Origin of the sequence: Aquirufa aurantiipilula (assembly GCF_019923745.1) — a bacterium.
GTDB classification, from domain to species: domain Bacteria; phylum Bacteroidota; class Bacteroidia; order Cytophagales; family Spirosomataceae; genus Aquirufa; species Aquirufa aurantiipilula.
This window is the reverse complement of record NZ_JAANOG010000002.1, coordinates 126,170-139,316: the sequence shown is the minus strand read 5'-3', so window position 1 is coordinate 139,316 and position 13,147 is coordinate 126,170. Positions and strand designations below refer to the sequence as shown.

The window sequence follows — 13,147 nt, the reverse complement described above, 5'->3', positions numbered from 1 at the left end:
TACGTCATGAACATACAACGATTCACATATAGTATTACAGCCTGCTTTCTGATTGGCTTACTCTGCTGTCAGCCGATTTTAGCACAAAAAGCTCCTACAGAAAACGATTATTATAAAATAGTTCGCATGGCAATTCCAGAGGGAATTACCTTAGAAGTTGGTGGTTTAGTCAGTCTTCCCAATGGAGATGTTGCCGTTTCTACACGCCGTGGTGATGTCTACATCATTGAGAACTATTTATCCCCAAGGCCTACTTACCGAAAATTTGCCAGCGGATTACATGAAATATTGGGTTTGGCTTACAAAGATGGCTACCTCTATTGTGCCCAGCGAGGTGAGTTAACTAAATTGATTGACCTAAATGGAGATGGTAAGGTAGATAAATACCAAACAGTTTACTCTTGGCCCATCTCAGGTCATTACCATGAATATTCTTTTGGACCAAAAATTGGACCAGATGGTTCATTTTATGTGACAGGAAACGTAGGTTTTGGAAACAGCGATTGGTGGGCAGGAAAATCTTTGGTTCCTTGGAGAGGTTGGACTATGAAAATTTCACCTGACGGTAAAATGGAACCATTTGCTGCAGGTATGCGCTCCCCATGTGGCATTGGTATGGTCGATGGAGAATTTTTCTACGGTGATAACCAGGGAGATTGGCAGGGTTCTGGATTCATTTCACATGTTGAAAAAGGAGATTTCTTAGGACATCCTGCTTCTTTGAAATGGGCAGACCGACCTGAATCTCCAGTAAAAATGAGAAAAGAAATGGTCTTTGCTCAGGTAGATCCTAAAGACAATCCATTCGTGAAACCTGAATACGTAAAGGATGAAGCGATGACCACCATTTATGAATTAGGGAAAAAGACCTATCCTAACATGGGAATCAAATCTCCTGCTGTTTGGTTGCCTCATGGTATCATGGGTGTTTCTACTTCAGAAATTATCACTGATGAAACCAAAGGAGAGTTTGGTCCATTTGCAGGCCAAGTGTTTGTAGGAGACCAAGGTATGTCCAAAATTGCTCGCGTATTCTTGGAAAAGATTAACGGCAAATACCAAGGAGCAAGTTTTGAATTTCGCTCAGGCTTTCGTTCGGGAGTTTTACGTATGGCATGGGGTAAAGACCAACAAATGCTGGTTGGTGGAACCAACCGTGGCTGGGGTTCAGTTGGTTCAGAGGATTATGGACTTGAACGCCTGGTATATACGGGTAAAATTCCATTTGAGATGAAAGCTATACGTGCCATGGTGGATGGATTTGAAATTGAATTTACACAGCCTGCGAACAAGAAATTGGCAGAAGATGTCAACAATTATGAAGTCTTTAATTATACCTACAAATACCACCCTGTGTATGGTAGCCCAATGGTTAACCGTAAAGACAATGCAGTCCGTGGAGCTAAATTAAGTGAAGATGGTTTGCGAGTTCGATTGGTGATTGATGGAATGCGTGAAGGTTATGTGCATGCCATTAAACCAGATGGTGTGCTTTCTGCTCAAGAAAACATTCCACTGCTTCATGCAAGTGGCTTTTATACTTTAAACCAAATTCCTACGGGAGAAAAAGCTAACATTCCACTAGTAACGCCTAAGCGTAAGCCGTCCAAAGACGTGATAGATGCAGGTGATAAGGCCAATACTCCTGATAACCAAACAAAAGAGGCAGGACCGAAGAAAACAGCTGCCAAACAAGTGGTAACTGATAAAGAAGCTATGGCACTATTGACTAAAAATACCTGTTTAGCATGCCATAAGGTGAATGAAAGAGCAGTTGGACCCGCCTACACGGAAATTGCGAAAAGGAAATACAGTGTAGCTCAATTAATTGCTTTAATTAAAGAACCAAAGCCTCAAAACTGGCCTGACTTTGCTACACCCATGGCACCCATGAGCCATGTTCCTCAAAAAGATTTAGAGAAAATTGCCACGTGGATTCAAGCATTAGGAAATAAATAAACAATGAAAAGGGGCAGTCAAAACTGCCCCTTTTTTATGCGATGGCCCACAAGCCAATCAGGCCTAAAAGGTAAGTCAAAAGGACACATAAAGAATCTATACCCATTTGGAATACTTGACGCCTAGAATGCAGCACCATTCCTACCATATAAATACAAGTAAGTAAAATCCCCAAGCCTGTTAAATACATATCGGAATTACTTAAAGTAGGGATAACAGCTTCTCCGCTAATGATGGAAGCCATTAAAAACAAAACAGGTAAAAATGCATTTCCTCCAAATATATCACTCACCGCCATATTATAATCCCTGATTTTAGCCGATGCAATACCTGTAGATATTTCAGGCAAGGCAGTCGCCAAGGCCAAAATAGTTCCACCAAAAAGTACACCACTGATATGCCAACGTTTGGATAAAATTTCACCGGAATATTCCAAAGCCCAACCAGCCACCAAAGTTAAAACAGCCCCCACAGCCAAAACAATCATGGCCTCCTGAATGCCTCCTCGAAAAGGTGATTTGGGATGACGTAATTTAGATAAATTAGTATGTCGAAGTTCGGCTAATGTTTCTTCTGACTTGGCTAATCGAGAAATGGAATAAACAGACCCTAACCAAATAAACAAGATGAGCCATTCTATTGGAGTTGTTCTAAAAAAGACTAGTTGAGATGGAAACTGTTTGGCCATCATGACTAGGGTTAAAATCATAATTAGGGCAACACTTTCTAAAATCAATATGCGGGAATGCCCCTTCAAGGTTAATGGAGCTGACCGACCCACTCCAAAGACATCAATTAAAACTAAAACTACTGTTTGAATGGCTACTCCACCCAACAAATTACTAACTGCTATGTCATAATCATGATGGTAAGCAGCCACAGCAGTAATGGCTATTTCAGGTAAATTAGTAACGATAGCCAGAAACACCATGCCACCAAATGCCTCACCTAAGGTAAAATACGTGGTTATTGCATCCACTGCCCGAGTTATTTTAACACCCGCAATCCAAATGACTACCGTACAAGTCAAAAATACCAGCAATAAGGCGAGGGATGATAAAACACTAAAGTCCATGAAATCCTAGATAAATTTTAGCTAAAGTATTCATTGTTTTGTTAAAAATCATTTAGTTTTGAAGAATACACAAACCTATCAAGGTGATATCATCATTTAATCACCTACTAAATTGGAACTATGAAAATTAACCGTCGCCTTGGGCTGATTGTATTCCTATCAATATGCCTGTTTTCATTTACTGCATTTGGAATTACTCCCCCAATTAAAGAAAAATCAAAAGCTAAAAAACCTCTGATTGTATTTGTTGCGGGTGATCATGAATACAGTGGCGAAAGTACGCTACCTCTTTTAGCTGACATCTTAGAAAAAAACTATGGATTTCGTACCAAAGTCTTGAAATCGTATCCTGATCAAAACGCCGAAAAAAATATCCCTGGGCTAGAAGCCTTAGCGGAAGCTGATTTAGCCGTATTTTTTCTTCGTTGGAGGTTATTACCTGCTGACCAAGTAGCCATGATAGATGCCTACGTGAAATCAGGCAAACCGGTGATGGGCTTTCGAACTACTACCCACTCATTCAATTATCCCAAAGGTGATCCCTTAGAATCATACAATGCTTGGGCAGAATCCACTTTTGGAGCGCCTCCAGGCTGGGGTGGAAAAGCAAAACATACCCACTACGGTCACAATGCTAGTACCGATGCCAGCGTAATTCCTTCTGCAAGTAAACACCCTATTTTAACGGGCGTAGCGCCTAGCTTCCATGTCCGTTCTTGGTTATACCGTGTATTACCAGACTTTCCGGCTAAGGGAACAGAATGGTTAATCATGGGAAAAGCGGTAAACCCTGATAAAACAGCAGAAGATCAACCGATAGCTTGGACCTGGGTTAATCCTTACAAAGGCCGAGTTTTTTTTACTACCATGGGACATCCTGAAGATTTTTCTGTAGAACCATTCCAACGATTGATTGTGAATGCCATTCATTGGGAATTGGGTAAAAAAGTTCCTCAACATTGGGCTGGAAAATTAGATATCAACATTCCATATCGAGGAATGAAATAAAAATATATTGACATAAATCACTCATAGTATATGAAATATCCCGTTGCAATGAACATGCTGGTCTATGGACCAGACATGAATGAATCACTAATCCCTCATTTATCATACATCAAAGAAGTAGGATATACTGGTGTAGAAATTCCCATTTTTGAAACCGATTTGGCCTATTGGAAACCTTGGAAAGAGGAAATAGACCGACTAGGTCTAGAGGTTTTTACCGTTACTTTTTTAGGTGCAGACCTTAATACCATTTCATCGGATCCAGCAGTCCGTAAAAATGGTGTAGAGTTCCTTAAAAAAGCAGTGGATGTAACTGCTTATTTAGGGGCATCTTGGTTATCAGGACCTTATCATTCGGCTTTAGGTGTATTTTCTGGGGCAGCTCCCACCCAACAAGAATTAGACTGGTCCAAAGAGAGTATGTTGGATTTGGCTGAACATGCTCAAAAAATGAATGTCATGCTGGGTTTAGAATATTTAAACCGATTTGAAAACTACGTAGTAAGTTCCGCTGACCAATTATACAGCTTAGTTAAAGCCATCAATCATCCACATGTCAAAATCATGTTTGATACTTTCCATGCCCATATTGAAGAATTCAATACTGGGGAAGCCATGATTCGAATTGCAGATGAAGTAGGCCACTTCCAATTGTCTGAAAATACCCGTGCTACCTTAGGTGAGGGCCAAGTACATTGGGCAAACGTATTTGAGAGTTTAGATAAAATGAATTATAAAGGTTGGTTAGTGGTAGAGGCTTTTACTCCTTTACTTCCAGCGGCTTGTATCTGGCGGAAAAATTATAGTACAGAGGAAGAATTGATTTTAAAAAGTTACCATCATATTCAAAAATTCATCGGATAATCATGAATAGCTATTTGAAATCCATTCAGCAAGGAGGCATCATGACGGCATTACTTTATGCCTTCTTCCTCTATTTAAACAAAGATGTACCCAATCAAGAACTTGTGATTTCAAGTGGCTATTTCCTTATTTTGTATGCACTTATATTCACGTTGGGAAGGCCCGCCGTGGTAGAAAAACTGCAAGATTTGATTCACATAAAAAAAGAGAGGGCTCTGTTAGTTCCTCTCTTTTTATTTTCATTGCTCATTAGTCATTATTTATTTCATGGCATTAATCCGTTTATTGGAAGTTCTGGACTCTATTTTTTCCTTTGCCTATTTCCAACATTAGCCTTTCTTGCCTTCCCCCAACAAGAAGCTTCTTGGTCAGATTTAATCATTCTTTTATTGGTATTAATTCCTTCTACCATCATACATTTTCCTGGAAACAGTGATATTCCTTATGACACCGATGGTTTTAGCTCAGTACAAAAAATAGTGCTTATCCTGGGTGCTGCCTATGCATATACAGTGGTAAGAAAATTACCCGATGTTGGTTTTTATCCTACTTGGAAATGGTCTCATTTGAGCGTAGCCTTAGGTTCCTGGATCTCCTTTTTGGGATTTGTATACGTAGCAGGAATTGTTTGGAATTTCAACATTTCTCAACCTTTTGCAGGCTTTGCTTGGATTTTGATTCCAGCCGCTATCCGTGAACTGATACGAGTTTATATAGGTACAGCTCTTTTTGAAGAACTATTTTTCAGAGGATTGATTCAAAATATTTTGGCTAAAAAAATAGCGGTAATGGCCAATTGGAAAACAATTTGGACCTGGGGAGCCCTGATTTTCACCATATTGAGTTTCTATACCGGTTATGCCATGTACAAAGACTTATTTTGGTTTCCGGGATTAATCTCCATAGTTCTATTCGCAGGAGCCTATTTCTTAGAGAAAAATCAGGTATCTAAAACAGGCACTTATACTTCATTAGCGATAACTAGTATGTTTTTTGGACTGGTACATTTCCATGCAGGATCAGTCATATTTGTGGGCCTTGCCAGCGTTGCAGGTTGGGCTTATGGATATACCTATATCAAGACCAAAAATGTCTTTTATGCGGCATTGGTACATTGCTTAGTCAACTGTTCTGAATTTCTCTTTTCATTACATACCATCAAATAAGCAAAAAAAATCAGGGCAAACATCTTTCGACATCTGCCCTGACCGGTTTTCATAGGTTAGAGGTTTATTATAAAATCTTTTCGGTATCTGTAACAAATACACGAGTACTAATGGTATAATTTCCGCCAGAAGCGTCTTTATATTTCAAATCCAAATAAAAAGCTTGATATCCTTTTTTAGGATATTCTTTAGTCAATTTCAATTGTGGTAAATTCTCCAATTTCACACGAGAACTAAGCCATAAATTATTTCTAAAGTCTCTGTCCATCGAAGTAGTTTCCCACAAAGTAGCTTCCACTAAATCTTGGGTGGCTACTTGAACCTGTAAGTCAGCACCGGCTTTAGCAGATACTGCATTCCAAGTACAAACAGGGTATTCTCTTCCTTGAATGGTATTTGCAAAAAATCCACTAAGAGCTTCAAAAGCTTGTTTTCCACCCGCCAAATCATGACCTGCATTAGGTACATAATGAATCATGTTTTTACCAGGAATTTGATCGTAATAATGCTTGATGGCGTCCACTGTCCAATATTCATCGTTTGTTCCAATGAATAACGTTTTAGGTACCTTCAATTTGGCACGATAAGAAAATGGATCTACTAAGGCGGTTAATGTTTTTCCATCTGGAGTATCTTTTCCCTGAGGAATTCCTAAACTCACATAATCTTGAATTTGAATACTATACTCTCCGTATGTTTTAAACTGATAATCTAAGGTTGCTGGCATGTTCAACATATCAATCACCATAGGTCCGATTGCCTTCACTCGAGGATCATCAATGGCTGCAGTTAACCATGTCGTCCACCCCCTTTTTGAAAAGCCAGAAATCACAAAACCATTTACTTTCGATTTGATACGCTTTTGACTAAACTCTTGAATAGCATCCATTCCTCGAACTGCTGATTTTACCATAGGAAAAAGCAAAGGCCAAGTAAAATCTTTGGTTTCTTTAAACTGATGTAAGGTATAGGATATCAATTCGTCCTCCGTTTTGTCCCCATACAAAGGTTGATTGGGAACTTGACGAATTAAGGAAACTATAGCTTTATTTTTATCTGAAATATTGGCTAAAATAGGCCAAAGACGCTCATCAGCTACTAAATTGGGCTGTTCATTTTTATTTGAACCACCCGAAATAAACAACATGGCATCTTGAAATTTGACTTCCTTAGGTACGAAAATCGTTAATTGATGGCGCCAAGTATATTCTCTCCATTTTTGAGATGTCAATACCAACTGATAGGCAGTCGTTGATCCAATCTTAGAAGAATCTCTCACTTCCCACTGAAAAGTCGCATCCCCATTATGAATGTAGGATGTCAACGCTGTCTCAGGAGTAACTTTCGTTTTTTGGGCAAAAACTCCGCTACTAAAAAGGACGATTAGTAGTAAGCTTTTAAACAAAAAGGAAGACTTCAATTTCATGGACTGTGAATTGGTTGAACACAGCACAAAATAATAGCATAAAACGACTGAATAAGTTAATTAAACTTTCCAAAAAGTAAACTATTCTAGCAAAAACAGATAAACCTAGGCGTTTTTTCTGCCAATATTGACCAAATATCCAAAAATAGCTGCTGTAAAGAACATCAAAAGACTGTAGATAACGGGTGGTATACTCATGGTACTATTTCCAATCACTGTTAAGGCGATGAAGATGGCCAATGTTCCATTATGAATACCGATTTCCATCCCAATGGCAATCGCTTGCTTTTTTCCTAATTGAAAAAACAAGGGCACAAAATATCCTATGGCCATACTAGCCACATTTAATGTCAAGGTAGCAAAACCTACCGCTTTGAAATCATCTACAATATGACTTTTCTCTTTTATAACCGTCAATACGATGACTAAAATCAAAAAGATCGCTGAAGCTATTTTGACGGGTTTATCCAAAGCCGCTGCCAATTTGGGGAAATTGGAACGAACAACCATGCCAATTGAAACAGGCAGCAAAACAATCATGACCACTTCCATCACTTTGGAAAATTGTAAGGGAACGTATTGATCCGATTGCATGAATTGCTTCATGGCAAAATTCACAATGATCGTAATGGAGAATACAGAAATTAAGCTATTCAAAGCCGTAAGGGTAACATTTAGTGCCACATCTCCTTTAGAAATATGAGAATACAAATTAGCTGTAGGACCACCAGGCGAGGCTGATAATAACATCAATCCCACCGCTAATTCGGGAGAAAGACCAAAACCTAGGGCAATAAAATAACAGATTATAGGAAGCAAAATCATTTGACAAAACAGTCCTAGCACTACGGCCTTAGGAAAAGTAACAACCCGCTTAAAATCTTCTAGTTGTAAGGAAAGGCCAAGTCCCATCATGATAATGGCCAAGGCAAGAGGAAGTAATACGGCTGATAAAAAATTAGCTTGCATGTTTGATAGGTTTAGAATAATTGTACTAATATAATAAAATTTTGCATTGGGTTAATATGCTAAATAAGATAGCCTCAGATAACATTTCAAAAATTTCACATTCCCTTCATTTGGCATAGATTTTAATCTGTAATATTGCGCAATCAAAAACCTATAATTAACATGAACATACGTAAACCATCTTTATTCGTCCTATGCTTTTTATTAATTCAATTCGCAAGCATTGCTCAAGTAGTACGAGGGCCTTATTTACAAAGTGTGAGTCCTGATCAAGGAATCGTTCGCTGGAGAACAGAACAGGCGACTGATAGTCGGGTTGTTTATGGTGAAAGTCCTAAAAAGTTAACTAAAGTAATCGAACTAAAGCAAGCCGTATTAGACCACGAAGTCATTATTACAGGTTTGAAACCAAACAAAAAATATTATTATACCATTGGTTCTAGCAAAAGCATGGAAGCTGCATCAGAAAAAAGATTTCTTATGACTGCCCCCAAATTAGGTTCTACCCAGGCTGTGAGAATATGGGCTTTAGGTGATTTTGGCTCGGGTACTAAAAACCAGTTAGAAGTAAAAGATGCAGTAGTAAAATATACCAAAGACCATCGACCAGACGCATGGATTTGGTTAGGAGATAATGCCTACAGCAAGGGTTTGGATGAGGAATACCAAAAGAAGGTTTTCCCTATTTATCAAGATGAGTTTTTCCAAAATTTAAACTTATATCCAGCTCCAGGTAATCATGATTATGCGGGGAAGCATGACCCATCTGAACCTCCCTATTTTAAAATATTCAATATGCCTGTTCAAGGTGAATTGGGTGGCTTACCTTCTGGAAATGAGTCCTATTATTCCGTTAATTATGGTCAGGTACATTTAATTTCTATTGATTCTGAACTTATGGAGCCTTCAGGATTACAAGTAATGGATGGAAAAGGAGCACAATACGAGTGGTTAGAAAAGGATTTAGCAGCGAATAAATTACCTTGGACCATTGTTTATTTTCATAAGCCACCTTATTCTAAGGGTTCACATGATTCGGATACGGAGAAGGACATGTTAAAAATGAGACAACATGTAAATCCCTTGTTTGAAAAATACAAGGTAGATATTGTGATGGCAGGACATAGCCACGTGTATGAACGTACGCATCCATTAAGAGGACATTATGGTATCAATGCAACTTTTGATCCGGCAAAACATGTGGTAGAAAAAACCAGTGCCCCAAATCAATATACAGTTGGAAAAGAAGGGCAAGGAGTCATATATATTGTCAATGGATCGGGAGGGCAATTAGGTGGTCAACGAGATGGTTTTCCATTAAAATCTGCCATTTACTCCAATAATAAATTGGGAGGATCCATGATTTTAGATATCAGCAAAAACAAATTGGAAGCAGTTTGGCTTGGTAGTGATGGAGAAATCCACGATCAATTTACGATTAGCAAAAACTAAATTTAGATAGGGATACATTTTAGGATAGAAACCAGATTTATCCCTATTTTTTTTGAAATTTGGCACAAAATACTCACAGAAAAGTATAAATTATTCCTCCTTTTTTTCTATTATTAGAGATACAATGATTTCCTTGAAATCAAGAATTATAATCTCTAAACTAATGAAAAACAAAAATCAATTTGACTCCAGAAGACACTTTCTTCTGAAGGCCGCTACTGCTGCTTTAGCTGCTCCCGTTTTATTAGGGCAACCCGCAAAAGCCGCTTCTGCAAGTGGTCGATTACAGCATGCTTGTATCGGTGTAGGAGGAATGGGCTGGGGAGACCTCAACCAATTCAAAAAACATGCACAAGTGGACATAGTCGCCATCTGCGATGTAGATGAAAAGAATCTTAAGAGAGCATCTGAGATCTTACCCAACGCCCGAACGTATACGGATTGGCGTGAGATGTTCAAACAAGAAAGTGACAAAATTGATTCGGTGAATGTCTCAGTTCCCGACCACAATCATTTTGTCATAGCGATTGAAGCGATTCGAAGACGTAAGCACGTGTATTGTCAAAAACCGATGTGCCACGATGTTGCCGAAGTTAGAATTCTTACCTTGGAGGCGACAAAGGCTGGAGTAATTACTCAATTAGGCACTCAAGTTGCCTCTACGGCAGGTGACCGAACGGGTGTAGAAATTTTAAAATCTGGAATCATCGGTAAGGTGAAACATGCTTATTTATGTTCCAATAGACCTGGTGCTGTCGCTAAATATCGACATGTAGGACCTCGACCTACGGAAGGTATAGAAAGCCCTCCGAGTCATTTGCATTGGGACAATTGGATAGGCACAGCACCTATGCGCCCATATGTTCCCAACATTTACCATCAAGCAATATGGAGAACTTGGCAGGACTTTGGTACTGGCTGGTCAGGCGATATCGGTTGCCATATATTTGATGCTGTGTGGAAAGGCTTAGATATGAAAAATCCCATTTCGGTGGTAGCAGAGGTACAAAAATCTTGGCAAGAATCTCCCGAAAGAAGAGCAGATACTTGGCCGCAAGGAAATCACATCACATGGACTTTCCCTGGAAATGAGAAAACAGCAGCGGATAAGTTGACCGTGGAGTGGTTTGATGGGGAATTTTATCCACCAAAAGAAATTAGAGCCTTATTTTCTGAAACAGATTATCCAGCAGAGTCTGCCATGATTATTGGAACAGAAGGGGCCTTATTAATTCCGCATCAAAAAATGCCTGTTTTGCTTCCAGAATCCAAATTCAAGTCATATACTCCACCCCTGAAGCCGGATAGAAACCATTACCACCATTTTGTGGATGCCTGCTTGGGAGGAGAAAAAACGGAATCCCATTTTGCTCAATCGGGCCCTATGACGGAAGCCGTACTTTTAGGAACAGTGGCTATACGCGTTCCAGATCAATTACTTCTTTGGGATGCCAAAAAAATGAAGTTCCCTAATTACCCATTAGCCAATCAATATATTCAAAGGAAATATAGAAAAGGTTGGTAATTTATCTGTTTAGATACTTATATCATCGCTTAGCAGGAATATCCTAGGCGTTTTTTGTACCAAATAAATAAAAAAAGGAGGGCAAATGCCCTCCTTTTTCCAATCCACTCAAAATCTACTATCTAGTTAGGATAACCCGGATTTTGAGGTTTCAAATTCGGATTATTCAGCATTTCTTGCTTTCCTAATGGAAGCAACAAGTGCTTTTCTTGCAATGGACGGTTAGAGCTTAAGTTTACGTGACCAACGAAATTATCAAATTTACCCGTTGTTTCATTGTAAACTTTACGCAAACGAACCATGTCAAACCAAGTAATCTGCTCATAACATAATTCATGCCAACGCTCTACCCAAACGGCTTCTCTAAAACTAGCAGCAGTGTAGCTTCCTAAACCAGGAGTTTCCAAAGTAGCACGATCACGAATTCGTTTGAATGCATCATAAGCAGCTTGAGAGGGACCACCCACCTCATTCTGAGCTTCAGCGAAATTCAACAATACTTCGGCATAGCGAATCTGAGGAACATTCAAATTATCTAAACGTGTACCAGCTACACCAGCAGAACCATTGGCCTTTTGATTAAAATGTTTGAATACATAAGGAGCCCCTAAATCAAATGCTGCACCATTACCATTGGTAAAATAGCTAGTATAAAAATACCCCTCTTGATTCTTCGCTCTTAAATCACCTTTTTCGTATGAATTATAAAAAGCGATGGTTGGAACAGAACTTCCTGTTCCTCCAGGACCAGAATATGTAACTGGCTTAAAGTTAGGGAAGAAATTTCCCATAAAATTACCTGCTACCAAGGTATTACACTGAATCATAAACAAATGCTCTACACGGTTTTTTAATCCTTCGGTATGCACATCCTTGTACGTTGGGAACAAATTAATAACGGATGGATTGGCATTCGCGTAAGTAATTACCTCCAAAGATTTATCAGCCGATAATTTATAATAAGCTGCTCCTTTATTTAATGGAAAACCAGCCATCGTTAAATAAACTTTACCCAACTGCGCTTTTACTGCAGCCAAACAAACACGACCACTCGCATCCATCCAAGGTAAACCTGCTTTTTCTGCTTCTAATAAGTCATCCACAATTAATTTGTAAACGCTTTCCGAAGTAGCTCTGGATGGCAAGAAATCTTCAGATCCAGCCGTTTGAGGCTTGGTAATTAAAGGTACATCACCCCATAATCTCACAGCTTGAAAATAAGCCCATGATCTCAAGAAACGTGCCTCTCCCAAAATTTTCTTCTTTTGGTTTTCATCCATAGGAGTAATAGGTGGCACCTTTTCTAATACTTGGTTCGCCTGAGCAATAACCTTGTATAAACCATTCCAATAGTTCACTACGTGAATGGTATTTGGATCATGTACCAAACCATACAAGTTGTTTAGGTCAGAATTCTGAGCTGTTTCAGTAGTAGAAGTACCCGTTAAAGCTTCTAATAACTGCCAGTTAGATGAAAATATACCTGCACCACCACCCATGAATCGAGTATCCGCATACACGGAAGCTAATGCGGCTTCTGCGTGATCAGGAATTTGATAAAAAGCATCTGGAGTTAGATTGGATGGTGCTTTTTCAACCAAGAAATCTGAACAACCAAACTGCCCCAATAAAAGCACCCCACCTAGGGCCACTTTCTTTATTTTGGAATTTATTTTGAATTTCATATTACGTTTCATTTTTAA

10 protein-coding genes are annotated in these 13,147 nt (G+C 39.0%); 6 read left to right on the top strand and 4 right to left on the bottom strand.

Annotated elements, in window-relative coordinates; translation table 11 throughout:
• Positions 1-6: 6 nt before the first annotated feature.
• A complete protein-coding gene (locus tag G9H60_RS02545) occupies positions 7-1,959 on the top strand; it encodes a c-type cytochrome (protein ID WP_262899922.1) in 1,953 nt (650 codons plus the stop codon).
• Between the two features lie 34 nt (positions 1,960-1,993).
• Here G9H60_RS02545 and G9H60_RS02540 read toward each other — a convergent pair whose 3' ends face one another.
• Complete coding sequence (locus tag G9H60_RS02540) at positions 1,994-3,034, bottom strand: sodium:calcium antiporter (RefSeq protein WP_223142546.1); 1,041 nt, start codon at positions 3,032-3,034, stop codon at positions 1,994-1,996.
• 120 nt (positions 3,035-3,154) lie between these two features.
• On the opposite strand from G9H60_RS02540, the gene G9H60_RS02535 reads away from it, so the two are divergent.
• Genes G9H60_RS02535 through G9H60_RS02525 form a run of 3 tightly spaced genes read left to right on the top strand, consistent with a single transcriptional unit; the run spans position 3,155 to position 6,072 of the window.
• Positions 3,155-4,042 (top strand): ThuA domain-containing protein, encoded by an 888-nt coding sequence (locus G9H60_RS02535; protein WP_223142545.1) that lies wholly within the window; start codon positions 3,155-3,157, stop codon positions 4,040-4,042.
• Positions 4,043-4,072: 30 nt separating this feature from the next.
• Positions 4,073-4,906, top strand: a complete 834-nt coding sequence (locus tag G9H60_RS02530) for a sugar phosphate isomerase/epimerase family protein (protein ID WP_262899921.1) — start codon at positions 4,073-4,075, stop codon at positions 4,904-4,906.
• A 2-nt stretch (positions 4,907-4,908) separates the two neighbouring features.
• A complete protein-coding gene (locus tag G9H60_RS02525) occupies positions 4,909-6,072 on the top strand; it encodes a CPBP family intramembrane glutamic endopeptidase (RefSeq protein ID WP_223142544.1) in 1,164 nt (387 codons plus the stop codon).
• A 67-nt stretch (positions 6,073-6,139) separates the two neighbouring features.
• Here G9H60_RS02525 and G9H60_RS02520 read toward each other — a convergent pair whose 3' ends face one another.
• Together G9H60_RS02520 and G9H60_RS02515 are read right to left on the bottom strand one after the other, a co-directional pair.
• Entirely contained in the window at positions 6,140-7,498 is a 1,359-nt protein-coding gene (locus tag G9H60_RS02520) for a PhoPQ-activated pathogenicity-related family protein (RefSeq protein WP_223142543.1), read from the bottom strand.
• A gap of 105 nt (positions 7,499-7,603) precedes the next feature.
• Entirely contained in the window at positions 7,604-8,467 is an 864-nt protein-coding gene (locus G9H60_RS02515; protein ID WP_223142542.1) for a bile acid:sodium symporter family protein, read from the bottom strand.
• 162 nt (positions 8,468-8,629) lie between these two features.
• Here G9H60_RS02515 and G9H60_RS02510 point away from each other — a divergent pair, with 162 nt between their 5' ends.
• Positions 8,630-9,919, top strand: a complete 1,290-nt coding sequence (locus tag G9H60_RS02510; protein WP_223142541.1) for a purple acid phosphatase family protein — start codon at positions 8,630-8,632, stop codon at positions 9,917-9,919.
• Positions 9,920-10,082: 163 nt separating this feature from the next.
• The gene (locus G9H60_RS02505) at positions 10,083-11,444 is read left to right on the top strand and encodes a Gfo/Idh/MocA family protein (protein ID WP_223142540.1); all 1,362 of its coding nucleotides are present in this window, start codon (positions 10,083-10,085) and stop codon (positions 11,442-11,444) included.
• Between the two features lie 122 nt (positions 11,445-11,566).
• Here the strand turns inward: G9H60_RS02505 and G9H60_RS02500 are convergent, their stop codons facing one another.
• On the bottom strand, positions 11,567-13,129 hold the full coding sequence (locus G9H60_RS02500; RefSeq protein WP_223142539.1) for a RagB/SusD family nutrient uptake outer membrane protein: 1,563 nt from the start codon (positions 13,127-13,129) through the stop codon (positions 11,567-11,569).
• Positions 13,130-13,147: the final 18 nt, after the last annotated feature.